Genomic DNA, 20837 nt, shown 5'->3' with positions numbered 1-20837 from the left:
ACAGCGATAATCCACAACGACCAGGTGCCTGTCCCAACCCATGTTTGAGGGCTCGCGACAACAGCGGTATCCATGCATCATCGACTATGCTTGAGCAGCGAAGGGAAACGGAAGTGGTTCAACACCCTATGGATATCAAATTCACCAACCGGCTGTCTTACAAACAAGCCCGGCTGACCGTGGTCGTGGGTTTCATTCTCGGCACGCTGCTCAGCCTGCTGCAGATTGGCATCGATTATGCCAGTGAAGATGCCTCCATCAACCGGGAAATCCAGTCTTTGCTGGAAATCAGCCATAACCCGGCCTCGCGCATCGCCTATAACATCGATGCAGAACTCGCCCAGGAGCTGACCTTGGGCCTGTTGCGTTCGCCCGCCATCATCGGCGCGCGATTGATCGACAATAACGGCACGGTACTGGCCAACGTCAAGCGACCCGGGCAGCAAAGCAATTACCGGATGATCAGCGACTTCATGTTTGGCGCCGAACGTCAGTTTGAAGACCGCCTGTACCTGGATCACTTGCCCGCCGAGTCCCTCGGCACCCTGCGCCTGGACGTCGACACCTACGCATTCGGCAGCCGCTTTCTGCGCCGGGCCGAAGTGACGCTGCTCAATGGTTTTGCCCGCAGCCTGTTGCTGACTGGCATCCTGCTCGCACTGTTCTATGTGATGCTGACCAAACCGCTGGTGCGCGTTATCCGCGAACTGAGTGGCCGCGATCCACGCAGCGTCGAACCGACCTGGCTGGAGTACCCGGCGGGGCATCAGAACGATGAAATCGGCGTGCTGGTCAAGGTCGCCAACCAGCAATTCGAGAACATCGCCACGGAAATCCAGCAAAGGCGCAATGCCGAAAACCGCCTGACTGACTACCTCGCGCAACTGGAGAACATCGTCTCCGCCCGGACTGCGGAGCTCAAGGCGATCAACAGTCGGCTCAGCCAGTCCAACCAGGAACTGGAAATTGCCCGCAGCACCGCCCTGGATATGGCGGAAGCGCGCTCGGTGTTTCTGGCCAACATGAGCCACGAAATCCGCACGCCGCTCAATGGCCTGCTGGGGATGATCGCGTTGTCCCTGGACGGTCCGCTCAATGCTGAGCAGCAGCAACAACTGTCCATCGCCCATGACTCCGGCAAGGTCTTGGTGGAACTGCTCAACGACATTCTCGACCTGTCGAAATTCGACGCTGGCCAGCTCGAACTCGAACACATTCCATTCGACCTCGGTGCGCTGGTCGAGGACACTGCCAACCTGCTGTCCCAGAACGCCGCGCCCAGTGTCGAACTGACCTGCCTGATCGATCCGCAGTTTCCGGCACTGGTGTTGGGTGATCCGACTCGGGTTCGGCAAATCGTCAGCAACCTGCTGTCCAACGCGCTCAAGTTCACTCGTTTCGGCCGCGTCGATGTGCGCCTCGGCACCTTCAAGGACGGCGTCAGAATCGAAGTCTGCGACACTGGCATCGGTATCCCCCAGGACGCCCAAGTGAAGATTTTCCAGCCGTTTACCCAGGCGGGTGCCGGCATTACCCGACAATTTGGCGGCACCGGCCTGGGCCTGGCCTTGACCTACAACCTGTGCGAAGCCATGAAGGGACGACTGTCCATCAGTTCGGAGGCCGGGTTTGGCAGCCAGTTCTGCGCCGACCTGCCGCTGCCCTGCCACACCCGCGCCCTGGCGCCTGCACCCTTGCAGGGGAAGGTCATTGCCATCACGGCAGCCAGCAGCGGCCTGGCAGAGCTGCTCAAGACCGTGTTGCCGGTGTGGGGGCTCGAGTATCAACAGCGCTCGATCGATGATTCGATGATCGGCCTGGACCCCGACGTGGTCATCACCGATTGCCCCGAATGCCTGTTTGTCCTGCGCCCCGCCTGCACTGCGCCGATCCTGCTGGTGACTGCCTACGGCAGCTTCATGCCCAGCGAACAGGCCAGCGCCCTCGCCCCTTTGCAACAGCAGGCGCGGCCGCTGGCGCGAAACGCACTGTTCCAGACATTGCGACGGGTACTGCAACCTGAGATCAATACGATCAACGATGCGCGACTGCAAACGCTGTCACCCCAGCGCCGCGGGCGGGTGCTGCTGGTGGAGGACAATCCGGTCAATCAGCTGGTAGCCAAGGGCATGCTGGGCAAGCTCGGTTGCGAGGTCATCGTCGCCGCGCATGGTGCCGAGGCCCTGGATCTGCTTGAGCACGATGAGTTCGACCTGGTGCTGATGGACTGCAACATGCCGGTGATGGATGGCTATGAAGCCAGTCGGCAAATCCGTCGCAGCGGACGCTGGCCACAATTGCCTATTGTGGCCTTGACCGCCAATGCCATGTCCGAGGAACGCGAGCGCTGCCGTGCCGCGGGCATGAGCGATTACCTGGCCAAACCCTTCCGCCGCGAAGAGCTGGCGGCCCTGCTGGATTCATGGATGCCGGCTACGACAACGCCTTGATCTGCCCCAGCAAATGATCGAGCCCTTCACGCAAATCATGCAGCCGATCCAGATCCACGCCGCTGTCGCACAGTAGCCGGGCCTTGAGCGGCGCGACCCGATCACGCAACGCCTGGCCCGCAACCGTAAGGCTCAGGTGCACTTCGCGTTCATCCCGTAATGAACGCTGGCGCTGGACCAATTGCAGCTGTTCGAGTCGTTTGAGTAACGGCGTCAGAGTCCCGGAATCAAGCGCCAGCCGTTCACCCAGGGCCTTGACTGTTGGCTGCTGTGGGGCCTTTTCCTGCCATTCCCACAGCACCAGCATCGCCAGGTACTGCGGGTAAGTCAGCCCGAGCTGGTCCAGCATTGGTTTGTAGGCCCGGATCACCGCACGGGACGCGGCGTACAGCTTGAAGCACAGCTGGCTGTCGAGCTGCAGGGAGTCGAACGGCGGATTCATTTGAGCAGGGCTTCAATCTCGCGGCTCAGGTCCTGCGGTTTGGTCGCCGGAGCGAAGCGCTTGACCAGTTGACCGTCTTTGCCTATCAGGAATTTGGTGAAGTTCCACTTGATGCCTTGGGAACCCAATAACCCGGGGGCGCGTTTTTTCAGCTGGACGAACAGTGGGTGGGCGCCGGCGCCGTTGACTTCGATTTTTTTGAACAGCGGGAAGCTGACGCCGAAATTCAGTTCGCAGAATTCGGAGATCGCGCCTTCGTTACCGGGTTCCTGTTTGCCGAATTGGTTGCAGGGGAAACCCAGGACTACCAGGCCCTGATCCTTGTAGGTCTGCCAGAGCGCTTCGAGTCCTTTGTATTGTGGGGTGAAGCCGCATTTGCTGGCGGTGTTGACGACCAGTACGGCTTTGCCGGCGTAGTCGGCCAGGGTTTTCTGTTCGCCGGTGATGGTGGTGCAGGGGATGGTCAGCAGGGGGTCGGTCATCGTTTGGCTCTGGGGGTCTAGGGGTGGCCTGTTTAAAATAGTTCGCAATTGAATTGTGTGCAATTTAATTTTGTATTGGTTTCTTTGGGACGTGGGCAGATCCGTTTTTTTGGTCTGGGCTGCTTATGGTTCCGCCCTGACGGCGGGTCACTTTCGAAAAGCGCGAAAGTAACCAAAGCGCTCTTGCCCCACCACTTGGCACCTCGCCTAGGCTCGGTGTGCCCTCACTCCGGCATTGCTCCGCGGGTCGCCGCGATGGGCCATCCCTGGCCCAGCGCGGCTAAACCGGCATCCTTGCCGGTTTACCCGCTACGCAATGCCTGCGTTCGGCCGGCGTGGTTAACGGGGCGCCTGCAATCTACAGCTCGCCGTGGCGGCCTTCGGGCCGACCAGGGCATCACGCCGGCGCGCTTCGCTTGTTGGGTCGTGCACCTTTTCTGGATATGAAATGAGCGCTGTGAGGTGGTATTTGTGGAAAGTGGACTTTATGGAAAGTGATCCCTCTGGAAAGTCATCTCTGTGGAGGGATTGATACCTGTAGGAGCAAAGCCTGCTCGCGATGACGGTTTCGCATCCAACATTGATGCTGACTGGCACTCCGCTATCGCGAGCAAGCTTTGCTCCCACAGAAACAACATCAGCCCGGCAGGCAAGCTTTGCTCCCACAGGTACAACACCAGCCCGGAAGCAGTGCACATCAGAGAAGCGCAGCGTGGCGGCTTGATGCCTTGGTCGGCCCGAAGGCCGCCACGGCCCGGTTCTTGATCGCGGACGCCCCGTTAACCACGCTGGCCGAACGCAGGCATTGCGTAGCGGGGAAACCGGCAAGGATGCCGGTTTAGCCGCGCTGGGCCAGGGATGGCCCATCGCGGCGACCCGCGGAGCAATGCCTGCGTTCGGGCACACCGAGCCTAGGCGAGGTGCCGAGTGGTGGGGCAAGAGCGTTTTGGTTACTTTTGCGCTCTATCAAAAGTGACCCGCCGTAAGGGCGGAACCCTAAGCAGCCCTGACCGCAGAAACGGATATGTACATCAACACACAAGGTCATTCCCGAGGCACAAGCTCCAGACACACCGAATTGATGCAATACCGCAACCCGGTCGGCGGCGGCCCATCCGGAAACACATGCCCCAAATGCGCATCGCACTTGGCACACACCACCTCAGTACGAATCATCCCGTGACTCACATCACGAATCTCAACCATCGCACTGTCACCGATTGGCGCATAAAAGCTCGGCCAGCCGCAGCCTGAGTCAAATTTGGTCTTCGAATCAAAAAGCGGCTCGCTGCAACAGATACAGTGATAGACACCATCAGTTTTGGTGCCATTGTATTTGCCGGAAAACGGACGTTCGGTGCCCTTGAGACGGCAAACGTTGTACTGCTCCGGATCGAGCATGGCCTTCCATTCTTCAAGGGTTTTTTCCAACTTTTCCATCGTCACACCTCAGCAGCTGAAAAAGCCCGATCTGTACCTTTTCCACGGATCGGGCGGCACGTATGATTGCGCCTCGTCAAACGCCAGTCTGGCAGCCAGACCACGCGCATTCAAACGGATTTACGGGTGCTGCCTTTCAAGGCGCCAGGCCTGTGTGAATACGCAGGATTCCCAGTACGGTAGTTCATATGCCGCCTGGATCGTTCATTTTCAGGAACACATCGCCATGCAGGTCAGCAAATCGAACAAGCTCGCCAACGTCTGCTACGACATTCGCGGCCCAGTGCTCAAGCACGCCAAACGCCTGGAAGAGGAAGGCCATCGCATCCTCAAGCTGAACATCGGCAATCCTGCGCCCTTTGGTTTCGAAGCACCGGACGAAATTCTCCAGGACGTGATCCGCAACCTGCCTACCGCCCAGGGCTACAGCGACTCCAAAGGGCTGTTCAGCGCACGCAAGGCCGTCATGCAGTACTACCAGCAAAAGCAGGTGGAAGGCGTCGGCATTGAAGACATCTACCTGGGCAACGGCGTTTCCGAGCTGATCGTGATGTCGATGCAGGCCCTGCTCAACAATGGCGACGAAGTGCTGGTGCCGGCCCCGGACTACCCACTGTGGACCGCGGCTGTCAGCCTCTCGGGCGGCAACCCGGTGCATTACCTGTGCGACGAGCAGGCCAACTGGTGGCCGGATCTGGCCGACATCAAGGCCAAGATCACGCCGAACACCAAGGCCCTGGTGATCATCAATCCGAATAACCCGACCGGTGCGGTGTATTCGAAAGAAGTCCTGCTGGGCATGCTGGAACTGGCCCGCCAGCACAACCTGGTGGTTTTCTCCGACGAGATCTACGACAAGATCCTCTACGACGATGCCGTGCACATCTGCACCGCGTCCCTGGCGCCGGACCTGCTGTGCCTGACGTTCAACGGCCTGTCCAAATCCTACCGCGTGGCGGGCTTCCGTTCCGGCTGGATTGCCATCTCCGGCCCGAAACACCACGCCCAGAGCTACATTGAAGGCATCGACATGCTGGCCAATATGCGCCTGTGCGCCAACGTGCCAAGCCAGCACGCGATACAGACCGCTCTCGGTGGCTACCAGAGCATCAATGACCTGGTGCTGCCCCAGGGCCGACTGCTGGAACAGCGCAACCGTACGTGGGAGCTGCTCAACGACATTCCCGGCGTAAGCTGCGTTAAACCGATGGGTGCCCTGTATGCCTTCCCACGGATCGATCCGAAAGTCTGCCCGATCCACAACGACGAGAAATTCGTGCTCGACCTGCTGCTGTCGGAAAAGCTGCTGGTGGTGCAAGGCACGGCGTTCAACTGGCCATGGCCCGATCACTTCCGGGTGGTGACATTGCCACGAGTGGATGACCTGGATATGGCCATAGGCCGCATCGGCAATTTCCTCAAGTCCTACCGCCAGTAACACCGCCAGTCACCGTGCGACCTTCATTCCCGTCGCACGGTGACTAATTCAGCAATACATATTCCCCCCCTACCCTGCAACGCTAAGGCGCTCACAGACCTGGACGCGTTTTCAGGCCGCGGTCTAACAACGACGGGGCCCGGACCTCGGAAATGCCCTACAGGAATTTCATCAGACCGAGTCGCAAGCGTCCTTCAAACAGCTAGTCTTTTGCCGTAGGACACAGTTTGAAATAGTCACCCGGTTGAATAGCCCGTTGCAGCACCTTATATACCCCGCAGTACGCTACATCTTTAGCTTGAGGAGATTTCTACAACCATGATGCGCATCCTGCTGTTTTTGGCCACTAACCTGGCGGTCGTGCTGATTGCCAGCATCACCCTGAGCCTTTTCGGCTTCAACGGGTTCATGGCGGCCAACGGGGTTGATCTCAACCTCAATCAGCTGCTGATCTTCTGTGCGGTCTTTGGTTTTGCCGGTTCCCTGTTCTCGCTGTTCATCTCCAAGTGGATGGCGAAGATGAGCACCAGCACCCAGATCATTACCCAGCCGCGCACACGTCACGAGCAATGGCTGCTGCAAACGGTGGAGCAACTGTCCCGGGAAGCCGGGATCAAGATGCCCGAGGTCGGTATTTTCCCGGCCTATGAGGCCAACGCCTTCGCCACCGGCTGGAACAAGAACGATGCACTGGTTGCGGTCAGCCAAGGCCTGTTGGAGCGCTTTTCGCCGGATGAGGTCAAAGCCGTTCTGGCCCACGAAATTGGTCACGTTGCCAACGGCGACATGGTCACCCTGGCACTGATCCAGGGTGTGGTGAACACCTTCGTGATGTTCTTTGCGCGAATCATCGGTAACTTCGTAGACAAAGTGATTTTCAAGAACGAAGAAGGCCAGGGTATCGCGTATTACATCGCGACCATCTTTGCCGAACTGGTGCTGGGCATCCTGGCCAGCTCGATCGTCATGTGGTTCTCGCGTAAACGCGAATTCCGTGCAGACGAAGCCGGTGCCCGCCTGGCGGGTACCAGCGCGATGATTGGTGCCTTGCAACGCCTGCGGGCTGAACAGGGGTTGCCAGTACATATGCCGGACACGCTGAATGCATTCGGTATCAACGGCGGCATCAAGCAAGGGTTCGCTCGCATGTTCATGAGCCACCCGCCGCTGGAAGAGCGTATCGACGCACTGCGTCGTCGCGGCTGACAGGTTGCGCTAAAACAGAAAGGCCCGCACAGATGCGGGCCTTTTTTGTCTGTCCTGATTTGTGCTGCTGAGCTTATGTAAGAGTGAGCCTGCTCACGAAACGCCAGCGCAGACAGCTTTCTTACCGGGCAGAAACCCGATAAACCCGCTCTTCAAGGCGCGTCACGCCACTCTCGATAAATTTCCAGCTCTCACCCAGCACATCCTGATCTTCCAGGATCTTCAGCGCCCAGAAGTTGCCGAACAAGTGCCGTACCTCATCATCAAGCACAGCGAACGGCGGTCCGTCCTTTTGCGTCTGATCGTAATCGAGGGTTATCAGCAACCCCATCGCGTCCTTCGGCAGTATGCGGTTCAGGTGCGCCGCGTACTGCTCGCGCATGGCGGGTGGCAGCGCAATCAGCGCAGCACGGTCGTACAGACCGGCGCAGTCGGCCACATCCCCTGCAGTCAACTCGAAAAAGTCCCCGCACCACAGTTCGATCGAACCGGCGCGATAAACCTTGAACGGCCCCTGTTCACTGACATCAGGATCAAACTGATGCTCGCTGAAGAAGTCCTCAACGGCCTTTTCCGACAGTTCAATCCCCAGTACTTCATGGCCCTGATGAGCAAGCCACAGCAAATCCAGACTTTTTCCACACAACGGCACCAACACGCGAGCGCCCTCTTCCAGGTCCAATTGTGGCCAGAACCGTTGCAGATAAGGATTCACTTCCCGCAGATGGAAGCCGATCTGATCTGACTGCCAACGCTTGTGCCAAAACTCCGGCTGCATAAATAACCCCGAAAATTCGATCAAAACACCCTAAAACTTATATTAGATTTAGATCAATGATCTGACTGAAGATGAGCCCATCTTAACTCTCAGGAGCTCCTACATGTTCCCCAGCCTGTATATATCCCACGGCTCCCCCATGCTGGCGCTGCAACCGGGCGCCAGCGGCCCCGCACTGGCGAGGCTTGCGGCCCAATTGCCGCGACCCAGGGCGATCGTGATTGTCTCGGCGCATTGGGAGAGCAATGAACTGCTGGTCAGCGCTAATCCGCATCCGGACACCTGGCACGACTTCGGCGGTTTCCCCAAGGCGCTGTTCGAAGTGCAATACCCCGCGCCCGGTGATCCGCAGCTGGCGGTGGAGGTAGTCGACCTGCTCAAATGCGCCGACTTGCCCGCTCGCATCGATGCCAAAAGGCCGTTTGACCACGGTGTCTGGGTACCGCTTTCGCTGATGTACCCGCAGGCCGACATCCCGGTGGTACAGGTCTCTCTGCCCACACGGGGCGGCCCCGCGTTGCAGACTCAGGTCGGACACGCCCTCTCCAGCCTGCGTGAACAAGGGGTGCTGTTGATCGGGTCAGGCAGCATCACCCATAACCTCGGTGAACTGGACTGGCACGCCGGCCCGGAAAGCGTGGAGCCCTGGGCCGAAGCGTTCCGTGAATGGATGATCGAGAAACTCTCTGCCAACGATGAAGCCGCGCTGCATGATTACCGCCGCCAGGCGCCAAATGCCGTGCGTAACCATCCCAGCGATGAACACCTGCTGCCGTTGTATTTCGCTCGCGCTGCCGGAGGTCCGTTCAGCGTCAGCCACAAGGGCTTCACCATGGGCGCCTTGGGCATGGACATCTATCGATTCGGATAAAGAGCTGTTGCAACCGCCGGCGACCTGGCTCAGGTGACATCGACGCCCACGTGAATGGCATCGTGTCGCCAGAATTCCAGGTCGCAATCGATCAGTCGCTCGTGCTGGTCGTAGTTGACCCGGGCAATACGCAATCCCGGGCTACCCACCGACACTCGCAGCGCTGCCGAAGCGTCCACGGAGAGCGCCGTCGGCACGATTTCAAAACGTACCCTGCCGTAGTGCAGGTCGTAATGCCGGGCGTACAGTTCGGTAATGGACTGATTCAGGTCGAAGTCGAGTATTCCCGGGAAAAACCGTGGGTTCAGATAGTGCTCGACGTACAGCACCAGCCGCTGGTCAATGCGCCGCGCCCGGCAGATCTGGATCACGCTGGACAGTGCGGGTAACTGCAACCAGGCACAGACCGCCGCTGACGCCGGTTGCAGGCGAGCGCTAATCACCTCGGTGGACGGCACCCGGCCCTGGGCGCTGACCATTGCGTGAAAGTGACTGCGTTGCATCAGGTTATAGGCCAGGCGTGGTGGCGAGACGAACCAGCCCCGGCGTTCCTCGCGATAGATCTGCCCTTGTGCCTCCAGTTGCAACAACGCCTCGCGCACGGTAATTCGGGTGGTACCGAACAACTCACTGAGCTTGCGCTCCGCTGGCAGTTTGCTTCCGGGCGCCAACAGCCCGTGATCGAGCTGTTCCTGTAGCACCTGCCCTATGGCTGTCACCGCTTTGGTGGTCTCGACGCGCATCAACGTTACCTATCTGGACTAGACCAGCACTGTTTCGGGGCGGAACCTGCATTGGTTTACCCTCCAAGTAGCCTAGGCCCTGCATGTGACTGGTGGATGACAAACGTGCCGAACGGTGTTGAACGTTGCCTGCAATATTACGGCCATGTCCTTTCATATCAGCCTCTTAGCCATGGTCTACGCTTACTTTGCAGCCTGAGTGTTCCCCTACAGGAAATTTGGGCAGGCCACTCATCGACATCAAAATGTCATCCAGACCGCCTAGATTGGCTCAGGTATTGCTGACCTAGACCAACACAACCGCAATCGCAGCGTTGAAAACGCCCAAAGGAGCTTCGGATGAAACAGCTTTTCCTGGCATCACTGTTAGGCTCGACCATTGCCATGTGCACCGCCGCCATGGCGGCTGATGATTTGAAAACCCTTGAGGCCGCAGCGAAAGCGGAAGGCACAGTCAACAGCGTCGGCATGCCCGATGACTGGGCCAACTGGAAAGGCACTTGGGATGACCTGGCCAAGACCTACGGCCTGAAACACATCGATACCGACATGAGTTCCGCGCAGGAAATCGCCAAATTCGCCGCCGAAAAAGATAACGCCAGCGCGGACATCGGTGACGTAGGTGCAGCTTTCGGGCCTATCGCAGTCAAGCAAGGCGTGGTGCAACCGTATAAACCAACGACCTGGGACCAGGTGCCGGACTGGGCCAAGGACAAGGATGGCAACTGGGCGCTGGCCTACACCGGAACCATCGCCTTCATCATCAACAAAAAACTGCTGCACGGTTCCGAAGCACCGACCAAGTGGGCCGATCTCAAGAGCGGCAAGTACAAGGTCTCCATTGGCGACGTCAGCACTGCGGCCCAGGCGGCCAACGGTGTCCTGGCTGCCGCATTGGCCAACGGGGGTGACGAGAAGAACATCCAGCCAGCCCTGCTGATGTTTGCCGACATTGCCAAGCAAGGCCGCCTGTCGATGGCTAACCCGACCATTGCCACCATGGAAAAGGGCGAGATCGAAGTCGGCGTGGTTTGGGATTTCAACGGCCTGAGTTACAAGGCCAAGATGGCGAATCCGGATGATTACACCGTGCTGATCCCTTCCGATGGCTCGGTCATTTCCGGCTACACCACCATCATCAACAAATACGCGAAAAACCCTAATGCGGCCAAACTGACCCGCGAATACATCTTCAGCGACGCCGGCCAGACCAACCTGGCACGCGGCAACGCCCGCCCGATCCGCGCCGAACACGTGAAGCTGCCGGATGACGTCAAAGCCAAGCTGTTGCCGAACGAACAGTACAAAGGCGTGACGCCGATCAAGGACGCAGATGCGTGGGAAAAAACCTCCAAGTCGCTGCCGCAGAAGTGGCAGGAAGAAGTGATTATCAACATGCAGTAATGCTGCATCCGTAGGAGCTGGCGCAGGCTGCGATCTTTGTTTTTTCAAGCAACATCAAAAGATCAAAGCCTTTGGCAGCTCCTGCACCGTTCAGCAATGATTCTGGAGTCATCGCCCCTATGAACCACAACGTCATCCTTGTCGTGCTCGACGGCCTCAACCATGAGGTTGCTCGCCACGCCATGGGGCACCTGCAGGCGTACGTCGGCGCAGGACGCGCGGCGCTCTACAAGCTGGAGTGCGAATTGCCGGCGTTGTCCCGTCCGCTTTACGAATGCATCCTGACCGGCGTCACGCCAATTGACAGCGGTATCGTTCATAACAATGTCTCGCGCCTGTCCAGTCAGCGCAGCATCTATCACTACGCACGCGACGCCGGGCTCAAGACTGCGGCGGCGGCCTATCACTGGGTCAGTGAGCTGTACAACCGATCACCGTTCGTGGCCGCCCGGGACCGTCACACCGACGATCCCGACCTGCCGATCCAGCATGCGCATTTCTACTGGAATGACCACTACCCCGATTCACACCTGTTTGCCGACGCCGAACACCTGCGCCAGCGCCACTCGCCAAACTTCCTGCTGGTCCACCCGATGAACATCGACGACGCCGGGCACAAGCACGGCCTCGACTCCGCGCAATACCGCAACAGCGCCCGCTCCGCCGACATCATTCTCGCCGACTACCTGCAAGGCTGGCTCGACGCGGGCTACCAGGTACTGGTGACCGCCGATCACGGCATGAACAATGACCGATCGCACAACGGCCTGTTGGCCGAAGAACGCGAAGTACCGCTGTTCGTGCTCGGCGACGCCTTCAGCCTCGATGCCGGTGCTGCGCCGAAACAGATCGAGATCTGCGGTACGGTCTGCGAGCTGCTGGGCGTGGCCCACGATAAACCTGTGTGCCGGGAGCTGCTCAAATGAACACCATGACTCGTGGCAAATGGTTGGCAGCCCTGTGCCTGGTGCCTTTTGCACTGTTCTTTATCGTGTTCCAGATTGCCCCGCTGCTGTGGGTCATGATCAACAGCCTGGAATCACAGGAGTTTGGCTGGGGCCTTGCCAACTTTACGAAAATCTTCAATTCAAAGTTCTATCTGCAGGCGATCCAGTACAGCCTCGAGATCAGTTTCTGGTCGAGCGTATTCGGCATCATCATCGCGGTGCTCGGCGCCTACTCCCTGCGCCGGGTCGATTCCAGGCTGCGTAACTTCGTCAACGCCTTCGCCAACATGACCAGCAACTTTGCCGGCGTGCCCCTGGCGTTTGCGTTCATCATCCTGCTGGGATTCAACGGCAGTTTCACCATCCTGCTCAAGCAGGCCGGGATCATTCAGGATTTCAACCTGTACTCGAAAACCGGGCTGATCATTCTCTACACCTACTTCCAGATTCCCCTCGGTGTGCTGCTGCTGTATCCGGCATTTGATGCGCTGCGTGAAGACTGGCGCGAGTCTGCGGCGCTGCTCGGTGCCAGCGGCTGGCAATTCTGGCGCCACATCGGCCTGCCGGTGCTGACGCCCGCGCTGCTAGGCACCTTCGTGATCCTGCTGGCCAACGCGCTGGGTGCCTACGCCACGGTTTACGCCCTGACCACCGGCAACTTCAACGTACTGCCGATCCGTATCGCCGCCATGGTTTCCGGCGACATTTCCCTGGACCCTAACCTCGCCAGCGCCCTGGCCGTGGTACTCGTGGCGTTGATGACCCTGGTGACCATCGTGCATCAGTTGCTGTTGAAGAGGAGCTACCATGTCTCGCGCTGAACTGGGTCCCGCCGGCATCTACCACCGGGTTGTGGTGTACCTGCTGTTTGCCATTCTGTTGCTGCCTCTGGCCGGCACCCTTATCTATTCAATCGCCAGCAGTTGGTCGGCGACCATCCTGCCGAGCGGCTTCACGTTCAAATGGTACGTGCAATTGTGGAGTGATCCGCGCTTCCTCCATGCATTCGGCCAGTCGCTGCTGGTGTGCGTCGGTGCGCTGATCCTGTCAGTGGTGCTGATCTTGCCGCTGTTGTTCGTGGTGCATTACCACTTCCCGAAACTCGACGCGTTGATGAACATCCTGATCCTGCTTCCGTTCGCGGTGCCGCCGGTGGTGTCGTCGGTGGGGCTGTTGCAGCTGTATGGTTCCGGCCCGTTCGCAATGGTCGGTACGCCGTGGATCCTGATCGGCTGCTACTTCACCGTGGCGCTGCCCTTCATGTACCGGGCAATCACCAACAATCTGCAGGCGATCAACCTGCGCGACCTGATGGACGCCGCCCAATTGCTCGGCGCCAGCACCTGGCAAGCGGCATTCCTGGTTGTCCTGCCGAACCTGCGCAAAGGTCTGATGGTGGCACTACTGCTGTCGTTCTCGTTCCTGTTCGGTGAGTTCGTGTTCGCCAACATCCTGGTGGGCACCCGTTACGAAACCCTGCAGGTCTACCTCAACAATATGCGTAACAGCAGCGGCCACTTCACCAGTGCGCTGGTCATTTCCTACTTCTTTTTTGTGCTGGTTCTGACCTGGGTGGCCACTATTTTGAACAAGGACAAAAGCGAATGAGCTACGTCAGCGTCCAACATCTGGAGAAAAATTACGCAGGCACCACGGTGTTCAGTGACATCAACTGCGAAATCCACAAAGGCGAGTTTGTCACCTTGCTTGGGCCGTCGGGCTGCGGAAAATCAACCCTGTTGCGCTGTATCGCCGGGCTGACCCCGGTAGATGGCGGGCAGATTTTGCTGGACGGTGTCGACCTGGTGCCCATGAGCCCGCAAAAACGCGGGATCGGCATGGTGTTTCAGAGCTACGCGCTGTTCCCGAACATGACCGTGGAGCAAAACGTGGCATTCGGCCTGCGCATGCAGAAGGTCAATGCCGACGACAGCCACAAACGCGTCGCCGAAGTGCTGGGGCTGGTGGAGTTGAACGATTTCGCCGCTCGCTATCCCCACCAGCTGTCCGGCGGCCAATGCCAGCGAGTCGCCCTCGCTCGCTCGTTGGTGACGCGTCCGCGGTTGTTACTGCTCGATGAACCGCTGTCGGCGCTGGATGCGCGAATTCGCAAGCATTTGCGCGAACAGATCCGTCAGATCCAGCGTGAACTGGGCCTGACCACGATCTTTGTCACACATGACCAGGAAGAAGCCCTGACGATGTCTGACAGAATATTCCTGATGAATCAGGGAAAGATCGTACAAAGCGGCGACGCGGAAACCCTGTACACCGCGCCAGTCGATGCATTTGCGGCCGGCTTCATCGGCAACTACAACCTGCTGGATGCCGACAGTGCCTCGAAACTGCTGCAAAGACCGGTCACCGGACGCATCGCCATTCGTCCGGAAGCCATCGAGCTCAGCCTCAATGGCGCGCTGGATGCCCAAGTGCGCAGCCACAGCCTGCTAGGCAACGTGATTCGGTACCGGATCGAAGCACGCGGCGTGGAACTGGTGGTGGATGTGCTCAACCGCTCAGCCGCGGATCTGCACCCCGATGGTCAGCGCCTGGCACTTTCCATCGATCCGACAGCCCTGTGTGAGGTAGCCTGATGGCCTTGCTGATGTTGAAGAGAGAACCGTACTGATGGCCCTGGCAATTTTTGATCTGGACGAAACCTTGATTCACGGCGACTGCGCCACCCTCTGGAGCGAACAGATGGGCAGGCTGGGCTGGGTCGATCCCGAGTCGTTCATGCGCCAGAACAACGAACTGATGGACGCTTACAGCCACGGCAAGCTGCGGATGGAGGATTACATGACCTTCAGCCTGGAACCCATGATCGGTCGCACCCCCGAAGAGGTCGATCATCTGGTGGGACCGTGGGTGGAGGATTTTATCGAGCCGATTATCTTCAGCGACGCCACCAAGGCCATCGCCGCCCACCGCAAGGCAGGCGACCGGATCCTGGTGATTTCCGCCTCGGGCACCCATCTGGTCAGGCCGATTGCCGATCGCCTGGGCATTGACGAGATTCTCGGGATAGAGCTGGAAGTCGCACATGGCGTGTACAGCGGCCACACCGTCGGCACCCTGACCTACCGCGAAGGCAAGATCACCCGGTTGCTGGAATGGCTGGATGCCGAAGAAGAGAATCTGGAAGGCGCGAGTTTTTATTCGGACTCACGTAACGATCTGCCGCTGTTGCTCAAGGTGGATTTCCCGCACGTGGTGAACCCGGACCCGGTGTTGCTTGAGCACGCCGAAAAAGCCGGCTGGCCGATCCATCTCTGGAAATAACGCAAAACCCTGCAGGAGCACGGCTTGCCCGCGAGGTACGATAACGCGGGTAAGCTGGCACGCCGAGTCGAACCCATCGCGGGCAAGCCTTGCTCCCACAGCTCAGCTTCGCTTCCATAAGCTCAGCTTTGCTTCGACAAGCTCAGCGTTGCCCCCAAAGGTCGCGTGTTGTCAGGCGAGGCTCTCGTCGATCAACAGCACCACCTTTCCCGCCACGGTATTACTCGCCAACTCGGCAAACGCCGCTTCGGCATCCTTGATCGCAAAAGTCTTGGCCAACTGCGGACTTAACCGTCCTTCGGCAAACAGCGGCCAGACGTGCTGACTCAAGTCGCTGAACAGGTCGGCCTTGAACTGGTCATCTCTGGCGCGCAGCGTCGAACCCAACAGTTGCACGCGCTTGGCCAGCACCTGGGCCAGGTCCAGCTTGGCCTCCCGACCGCCCATCAGGCCGATCAGGACCCAGCGGCCATCACTGGCCAGCAGCTTGAGATTCAGCGCTGCGTAATTGCCCCCCACCGGATCGAGGATGACATCGAACGGCCCCAGGTCGCTCAGGCTGTCCAGGTCATCGCCACGGATCACCCCACCCTGGGCTCCCAGAGCCTCGCAGTAGGCCAAACGCTCTTTCGACCCGACGCTGACCCAGCACGGGTTGCCAAATGCCTTGCACAGCTGAATGGCAGCTGAACCGATTCCACTCGCTCCGGCATGCAGCAGAACTTTCTCACCGGGTTTGAGCGCCGCAAGTTGAAACAGATTCAGCCAGACAGTGGCGTAAACCTCAGGCAGCGCTGCCGCTTCGGTCAGGGACAATCCGTCCGGGACCGGCAGCACATGCCGCCCGTCGACAACCACCTCTTCGGCCATCCCACCCCCTGCCAACAACGCGCAGACGCGATCACCCACCTGCCATGAAGACCCCGCGCCGACCTCGCTGATGATCCCGGAACACTCCAGCCCCAGCACATGACTGGCCCCGGGAGGGGGTGGATACAGTCCCGCTTTCTGTAGCAAATCCGCCCGATTGAGTCCCGCAGCCGACACTTGAATGCGAACTTGCCCTACATCACAGGTAAGACTGGGCACCTGCGCCCATACCACTTGACCTTCCACGCCTTGCAATGCTTTCACAGTGCCTCCATAGTGAGTCTGGACTGAGCCCGTAGCTGTAGCGTCGGGCTTTCTTGCATTATGCGACCGGCCCTCGTGGAACCGGCGACTTCAAAGACGGCCTAATATGCGTGATCAATTGTCCCCGCGTCGAATCAGCATGAAGCATTTTTTCCCCAGCACCGCCCTAGCTCTAGTCATTGGTATCGGCCTGCTGCCGATGTCGACCAATTCGTTTGCAGCCAATAGCTGGGACAAGCTTCAGCCTGATCGTGACGAAGTGATCGCCAGCCTGAACGTCGTCGAGTTGCTCAAGCGCCATCACTACAGCAAGCCGCCGCTTGACGACGCGCGCTCGGTGATCATCTACGACAGCTACCTGAAGCTGCTGGATCCGTCGCGCAGCTATTTCATGGCCAGCGACATCAACGAATTCAACAAGTGGAAGACCCAGTTCGACGACTTCCTCAAAAGCGGCGACCTCAACGCCGGGTTCACCATCTACAAGCGCTACCTGGACCGCGTCAAGTCGCGTCTGGACTTTGCCCTTGCCGAGTTGAACAAGGGCGTCGACAAGATCGACTTCACGACCAAGGAAACCTTGCTGATCGACCGCAAGGACGCACCTTGGCTCAAGTCCACTGCCGAGCTCGACGACCTGTGGCGCAAACGCGTCAAGGACGAAGTGCTGCGTCAGAAGATCGCGGGCAAGGACTCCAAGCAAATCCAGGAAACCCTGACCAAGCGCTACAAGAATCAACTGGCGCGTCTGGACCAGACCCGCGCGGAAGATATCTTCCAGGCCTACATCAACACCTTTGCCATGTCCTACGACCCGCACACCAATTATCTGTCACCGGATAACGCGGAGAACTTCGACATCAACATGAGCCTGTCGCTCGAGGGCATCGGCGCCGTGTTGCAAAGCGACAATGACCAGGTGAAAGTCGTGCGCCTGGTGCCCGCTGGCCCGGCCGACAAGACCAAGCTGGTGGCACCCGCCGACAAGATTATCGGCGTTGCCCAGGGCAACAAGGAAATGGTCGACGTGGTCGGCTGGCGCCTGGACGAAGTGGTCAAGCTGATCCGCGGTCCAAAAGGCACCGTGGTGCGCCTGGAAGTGATTCCAGCCAGCAATGCGCCGAATGACCAGACCACCCGGATCGTGCCGATTACCCGCGAAGCGGTGAAGCTTGAAGACCAGGCGGTGAAGAAGTCGGTCCTCAACCTCAAGCAGGATGGCAAGGACTACAAGCTGGGAGTGATCGAGATTCCAGCGTTCTACCTGGACTTCAAGGCCTTCCGTGCAGGTGATCCGGACTACAAGAGCACCACTCGTGACGTCAAGAAACTGCTGACCGAGTTGCAGAAAGAGAAAGTGGATGGCGTGGTCATCGACTTGCGCAACAACGGCGGCGGCTCCCTGCAGGAAGCCACCGAGCTGACCAGCCTGTTCATCGACAAAGGCCCGACCGTCCTGGTGCGTAATGCCGATGGCCGTGTCGATGTCCTGGAAGACGAAAACCCCGGCGCTTTCTACAAAGGCCCGATGGCGTTGCTGGTCAACCGCTTGTCGGCCTCGGCTTCGGAGATCTTCGCCGGCGCCATGCAGGACTACCACCGTGCACTGATCATCGGCGGCCAGACCTTCGGCAAAGGCACCGTGCAGACCATTCAGCCGCTGAACCATGGCGAATTGAAACTGACCCTGGCGAAGTTCTACCGGGTATCCGGCCAGAGCACCCAGCATCAGGGCGTTCTGCCGGACATCGACTACCCGTCGATCATCGACACCAAGGAAATCGGTGAGAGCGCGCTGCCCGAGGCCATGCCGTGGGACACCATCAAACCCGCCATCAAGCCGGCAGCCGACCCGTTCAAGCCCTACCTGGCGCAGCTCAAATCCGAGCACGACCTGCGTTCGGGCAAGGACGCCGAGTTCGTGTTCATTCGTGACAAGCTGGCACTGGCCCAGAAGCTGATGGAAGAAAAAACCGTCAGCCTTAATGAAGCCGAGCGCCGCGCCCAGCACGCCGATATTGAAAACAAGCAGCTGGTGATGGAGAACATCCGCCGCAAGGCCAAAGGCGAAGAGCCGCTCAAGGAGCTGAAGAAGGAAGACGAAGACGCCCTCGCGGCGGAGCCGGACAAGACCAAACCGGAAGACGACGCTTATCTGAGCGAGACCGGTCGCATCCTGCTGGACTACCTGAAGCTCAATACTGCGGTGGCCAAGCACTAGGATGATGGCGATATAACGGCGACGCTCTGCGGAGCGTCATCAAATAGTCATCAATCTGTCGTGAAATACGGGACCGGAAGCGCGCTTGACCAAGCGCTCGTCCGGTCCTTTTTTTTTGCCAGAGATTGCCATGACCACAACCGAACAGCTGAGCGCACTGGGTTCAATATTGACTCAGGGTGGATTGCACAGCCTGTTCCAGCCAATTGTGTGCCTCTCGGAAAAACGCGTGATCGGCTACGAAGCCCTCAGTCGCGGCCCCTCCAACAGCCCGCTGCACTCCCCGCTCGCATTGTTCGCCGTGGCCCGCCAGGCAGGCCGTCTGAGCGAGCTGGAGATCGCTTGTCGCCAGAGTGCCTGCCGACGCTTCAATGAACAGCAACTCCCCGGCAAGCTGTTCCTGAACGTCTCGCCGGAATCGCTACTGGAAGCCGCGCATCAACCCGGACGCACGTTGCAGTTGCTGCAGGACTTCGGGATTCCGCCCAGCCAGGTGGTGATCGAGCTGACCGAACAAACCCCGACTGATGACTTCCAGCTGTTACAAACCGCGTTGCATCATTATCGGGCCATGGGTTTTTCCATCGCACTGGATGACCTGGGCGCAGGGTATTCCAGCTTGCGGCTATGGTCGGAACTGCGCCCGGACTACGTGAAGATCGATCGGCACTTCATTGACGGTATCCATCAGGACGCGCTCAAACGCGAATTCGTCGGCTCGATCCTGCAAATCGCCAAGGCCTCCCGTGCGCAGGTGATCGCCGAAGGCATCGAGCTGGCGGAAGAACTTGCAGTGCTGACGGAGATGGGGGTCGACCTGGTCCAGGGCTATCTGCTGTGCCGCCCTCAGGAGCAACCGCCGAGGGATGCGCGCAAAATGCTGCCCAAACACGACAGCAGCACCGTGGCGCTGAACGATGAAGGTTGCGACCTCAGCGCCTTGCTCAATGAACAACCGGCGGTGGCCCGCGAGACGCCGACAGCCACGGTACTGGAAGCCTTTCGCCGCCAGGCCAACCTGAACTCGCTGGCGGTACTGGACGCCCAGGGCCACCCCTGTGGCATCGTCCACAGGCATTCCCTCTCGGACGCATTGCTCAAGCCCTTCGCCACAGACCTGTTTGCCCGCAAGCCGATCAGCCGCCTGATGAACGATGACTTTCTAGCCGTGGAGATGACCCAATCGCTGCAGCAGGTCAGCCGGCTGATCACCAGCAGGGCGCGGCAGCGCATCGAAGAGGATTTCATCATTACCCTCGATGGCGGCTACCTGGGCCTGGGCCGGGTAATCGACGTGCTGAAGCTGATCACCGAACTGAAGATTCAGCAGGCCCGCTACGCCAATCCGCTGACCTTGCTACCAGGCAACGTGCCAATCCAGCAGTGCCTCACTCGTTTGCTCCAGCAGCAACGTGATTCGGTGATCTGTTACGTGGACATCGACAGCTTCAAGCCCTTCAACGACATCTATGGCTACGGTCGTGGGGATGAAGTGCTGCTGTGCCTGGCGCAATGCCTGAATGACCGCGTGGACCCCTCCCGCGACTTCGTTGGCCATATCGGCGGCGATGATTTTTTGCTGGTACTTGGACCCGAAGACTGGCGCAAACGCTTGAACCAGCTGGTGGATGATTTCCAGAGCCAATGCCGGCGGTTCTACCGCAGCGAACACCTGGAGGCCGGCTGCTTTATCGCCCCAAACCGGCAGGGTGTGCGCCAGGAATTTGCATTGCTGTCATTGTCGATTGGCGTGGTGCACCTGCATCCTCAGGCATGCGCGCAACTCGATGCGAGTCAATTGGCGGAGATGGCCTCCCAGGCCAAGCATCATGCGAAGAATGTACCGGGGTATAGCGTGTATTTGATTGATAGTCTGGTGATGTCCGGGCGGGCGCCTTCGCGGGCAAGCCCGCTCCCACAGGGACCTGTGTTGGTAAAGGATTTTGCAAACGACACATAAACCTGTGGGAGCGGGCTTGCCCGCGAAGGCGTCAGACCA

18 protein-coding genes are annotated in these 20837 nt (G+C 59.1%); 12 read left to right on the top strand and 6 right to left on the bottom strand.

The features are described from left to right. Window positions 1-128: 128 nt before the first annotated feature. Entirely contained in the window at window positions 129-2450 is a 2322-nt protein-coding gene (locus IMW75_RS06645; RefSeq protein ID WP_045058086.1) for a hybrid sensor histidine kinase/response regulator, read from the top strand. Here IMW75_RS06645 and IMW75_RS06640 read toward each other — a convergent pair. The 3 genes from IMW75_RS06640 to msrB all read right to left on the bottom strand — a co-directional run bounded on the left by IMW75_RS06640 (window position 2434) and on the right by msrB (window position 4814). Then, on the bottom strand, window positions 2434-2892 hold the full coding sequence (locus IMW75_RS06640; RefSeq protein WP_045058085.1) for a MarR family winged helix-turn-helix transcriptional regulator: 459 nt from the start codon (window positions 2890-2892) through the stop codon (window positions 2434-2436). The two genes, IMW75_RS06645 and IMW75_RS06640, sit on opposite strands and share 17 nt — an antisense overlap. Beyond that, on the bottom strand, window positions 2889-3374 hold the full coding sequence (locus IMW75_RS06635) for a glutathione peroxidase (protein ID WP_205892141.1): 486 nt from the start codon (window positions 3372-3374) through the stop codon (window positions 2889-2891). The genes IMW75_RS06640 and IMW75_RS06635 overlap by 4 nt, the downstream gene beginning before the upstream one ends. Window positions 3375-4418: 1044 nt before the next feature. Further along, the gene (gene msrB, locus IMW75_RS06630) at window positions 4419-4814 is read right to left on the bottom strand and encodes a peptide-methionine (R)-S-oxide reductase MsrB (protein WP_045058083.1); all 396 of its coding nucleotides are present in this window, start codon (window positions 4812-4814) and stop codon (window positions 4419-4421) included. A 226-nt stretch (window positions 4815-5040) separates the two neighbouring features. Here msrB and IMW75_RS06625 point away from each other — a divergent pair, with 226 nt between their 5' ends. Then, the gene (locus tag IMW75_RS06625; RefSeq protein ID WP_008030363.1) at window positions 5041-6252 is read left to right on the top strand and encodes a pyridoxal phosphate-dependent aminotransferase; all 1212 of its coding nucleotides are present in this window, start codon (window positions 5041-5043) and stop codon (window positions 6250-6252) included. Between the two features lie 318 nt (window positions 6253-6570). Next, window positions 6571-7458: a protease HtpX gene (gene htpX, locus IMW75_RS06620; RefSeq protein ID WP_045058082.1), complete on the top strand. Its 888-nt coding sequence runs from the start codon at window positions 6571-6573 to the stop codon at window positions 7456-7458. A 121-nt stretch (window positions 7459-7579) separates the two neighbouring features. Here htpX and IMW75_RS06615 read toward each other — a convergent pair whose 3' ends face one another. Then, on the bottom strand, window positions 7580-8236 hold the full coding sequence (locus IMW75_RS06615) for a thiopurine S-methyltransferase (RefSeq protein ID WP_045058081.1): 657 nt from the start codon (window positions 8234-8236) through the stop codon (window positions 7580-7582). A gap of 103 nt (window positions 8237-8339) precedes the next feature. On the opposite strand from IMW75_RS06615, the gene IMW75_RS06610 reads away from it, so the two are divergent. Next, the gene (locus IMW75_RS06610) at window positions 8340-9107 is read left to right on the top strand and encodes a DODA-type extradiol aromatic ring-opening family dioxygenase (protein ID WP_045058080.1); all 768 of its coding nucleotides are present in this window, start codon (window positions 8340-8342) and stop codon (window positions 9105-9107) included. A gap of 29 nt (window positions 9108-9136) precedes the next feature. Here the strand turns inward: IMW75_RS06610 and IMW75_RS06605 are convergent, their stop codons facing one another. After that, the gene (locus tag IMW75_RS06605) at window positions 9137-9850 is read right to left on the bottom strand and encodes a UTRA domain-containing protein (RefSeq protein WP_205892140.1); all 714 of its coding nucleotides are present in this window, start codon (window positions 9848-9850) and stop codon (window positions 9137-9139) included. Window positions 9851-10189: 339 nt separating this feature from the next. Here IMW75_RS06605 and IMW75_RS06600 point away from each other — a divergent pair, with 339 nt between their 5' ends. The 6 genes from IMW75_RS06600 (at window position 10190) to IMW75_RS06575 (ending at window position 15483) form a co-directional block, all read left to right on the top strand. Continuing rightward, window positions 10190-11254 carry an ABC transporter substrate-binding protein gene (locus IMW75_RS06600; protein WP_045058078.1) on the top strand — a complete coding sequence of 355 codons (1065 nt, stop codon included), beginning with the start codon at window positions 10190-10192 and terminating at the stop codon, window positions 11252-11254. Window positions 11255-11373: 119 nt separating this feature from the next. Further along, complete coding sequence (locus IMW75_RS06595) at window positions 11374-12180, top strand: alkaline phosphatase family protein (RefSeq protein ID WP_045058077.1); 807 nt, start codon at window positions 11374-11376, stop codon at window positions 12178-12180. Beyond that, window positions 12177-13022, top strand: a complete 846-nt coding sequence (locus IMW75_RS06590; RefSeq protein WP_045058076.1) for an ABC transporter permease — start codon at window positions 12177-12179, stop codon at window positions 13020-13022. The genes IMW75_RS06595 and IMW75_RS06590 overlap by 4 nt, the downstream gene beginning before the upstream one ends. Next, window positions 13009-13809 carry an ABC transporter permease gene (locus IMW75_RS06585; protein ID WP_045058075.1) on the top strand — a complete coding sequence of 267 codons (801 nt, stop codon included), beginning with the start codon at window positions 13009-13011 and terminating at the stop codon, window positions 13807-13809. Before IMW75_RS06590 ends, IMW75_RS06585 begins: the two co-directional genes overlap by 14 nt. After that, window positions 13806-14795, top strand: coding sequence for an ABC transporter ATP-binding protein (locus IMW75_RS06580; protein ID WP_045058074.1), 990 nt, complete (start codon window positions 13806-13808; stop codon window positions 14793-14795). The genes IMW75_RS06585 and IMW75_RS06580 overlap by 4 nt, the downstream gene beginning before the upstream one ends. A gap of 34 nt (window positions 14796-14829) precedes the next feature. Next, a complete protein-coding gene (locus tag IMW75_RS06575; protein ID WP_045058073.1) occupies window positions 14830-15483 on the top strand; it encodes an HAD family hydrolase in 654 nt (217 codons plus the stop codon). 171 nt (window positions 15484-15654) lie between these two features. Here the strand turns inward: IMW75_RS06575 and IMW75_RS06570 are convergent, their stop codons facing one another. Beyond that, window positions 15655-16617 carry a zinc-binding dehydrogenase gene (locus IMW75_RS06570; RefSeq protein ID WP_205892139.1) on the bottom strand — a complete coding sequence of 321 codons (963 nt, stop codon included), beginning with the start codon at window positions 16615-16617 and terminating at the stop codon, window positions 15655-15657. A gap of 139 nt (window positions 16618-16756) precedes the next feature. On the opposite strand from IMW75_RS06570, the gene IMW75_RS06565 reads away from it, so the two are divergent. Further along, complete coding sequence (locus IMW75_RS06565; RefSeq protein ID WP_177328527.1) at window positions 16757-18838, top strand: carboxy terminal-processing peptidase; 2082 nt, start codon at window positions 16757-16759, stop codon at window positions 18836-18838. Between the two features lie 130 nt (window positions 18839-18968). After that, window positions 18969-20798 carry a bifunctional diguanylate cyclase/phosphodiesterase gene (locus IMW75_RS06560; protein ID WP_205892138.1) on the top strand — a complete coding sequence of 610 codons (1830 nt, stop codon included), beginning with the start codon at window positions 18969-18971 and terminating at the stop codon, window positions 20796-20798. The last annotated feature ends 39 nt before the right edge of the window (window positions 20799-20837 follow it).

Origin of the sequence: Pseudomonas gregormendelii, from assembly GCF_017114825.1 — a bacterium.
GTDB lineage: Bacteria > Pseudomonadota > Gammaproteobacteria > Pseudomonadales > Pseudomonadaceae > Aquipseudomonas > Aquipseudomonas gregormendelii.
Note: the sequence above shows the minus strand (reverse complement) of the source record. Positions and strands in the feature narration are given on the sequence as shown.

What these genes read in the sequence shown, in the direction of transcription:
- IMW75_RS06565 (WP_177328527.1), top strand. Translation starts at nt 16,757, where the DNA reads ATGAAGCATTTTTTCCCCAGCACCGCCCTAGCTCTAGTCATTGGTATC.
- IMW75_RS06610 (WP_045058080.1), top strand. Translation starts at nt 8,340, where the DNA reads ATGTTCCCCAGCCTGTATATATCCCACGGCTCCCCCATGCTGGCGCTG.
- IMW75_RS06600 (WP_045058078.1), top strand. Translation starts at nt 10,190, where the DNA reads ATGAAACAGCTTTTCCTGGCATCACTGTTAGGCTCGACCATTGCCATG.
- IMW75_RS06615 (WP_045058081.1), bottom strand. Translation starts at nt 8,236, where the DNA reads ATGCAGCCGGAGTTTTGGCACAAGCGTTGGCAGTCAGATCAGATCGGC.
- IMW75_RS06560 (WP_205892138.1), top strand. Translation starts at nt 18,969, where the DNA reads ATGACCACAACCGAACAGCTGAGCGCACTGGGTTCAATATTGACTCAG.
- IMW75_RS06635 (WP_205892141.1), bottom strand. Translation starts at nt 3,374, where the DNA reads ATGACCGACCCCCTGCTGACCATCCCCTGCACCACCATCACCGGCGAA.
- msrB (WP_045058083.1), bottom strand. Translation starts at nt 4,814, where the DNA reads ATGGAAAAGTTGGAAAAAACCCTTGAAGAATGGAAGGCCATGCTCGAT.
- IMW75_RS06580 (WP_045058074.1), top strand. Translation starts at nt 13,806, where the DNA reads ATGAGCTACGTCAGCGTCCAACATCTGGAGAAAAATTACGCAGGCACC.
- IMW75_RS06640 (WP_045058085.1), bottom strand. Translation starts at nt 2,892, where the DNA reads ATGAATCCGCCGTTCGACTCCCTGCAGCTCGACAGCCAGCTGTGCTTC.
- IMW75_RS06595 (WP_045058077.1), top strand. Translation starts at nt 11,374, where the DNA reads ATGAACCACAACGTCATCCTTGTCGTGCTCGACGGCCTCAACCATGAG.
- IMW75_RS06625 (WP_008030363.1), top strand. Translation starts at nt 5,041, where the DNA reads ATGCAGGTCAGCAAATCGAACAAGCTCGCCAACGTCTGCTACGACATT.
- IMW75_RS06575 (WP_045058073.1), top strand. Translation starts at nt 14,830, where the DNA reads ATGGCCCTGGCAATTTTTGATCTGGACGAAACCTTGATTCACGGCGAC.
- IMW75_RS06590 (WP_045058076.1), top strand. Translation starts at nt 12,177, where the DNA reads ATGAACACCATGACTCGTGGCAAATGGTTGGCAGCCCTGTGCCTGGTG.
- IMW75_RS06605 (WP_205892140.1), bottom strand. Translation starts at nt 9,850, where the DNA reads ATGCGCGTCGAGACCACCAAAGCGGTGACAGCCATAGGGCAGGTGCTA.
- htpX (WP_045058082.1), top strand. Translation starts at nt 6,571, where the DNA reads ATGATGCGCATCCTGCTGTTTTTGGCCACTAACCTGGCGGTCGTGCTG.
- IMW75_RS06585 (WP_045058075.1), top strand. Translation starts at nt 13,009, where the DNA reads ATGTCTCGCGCTGAACTGGGTCCCGCCGGCATCTACCACCGGGTTGTG.
- IMW75_RS06645 (WP_045058086.1), top strand. Translation starts at nt 129, where the DNA reads ATGGATATCAAATTCACCAACCGGCTGTCTTACAAACAAGCCCGGCTG.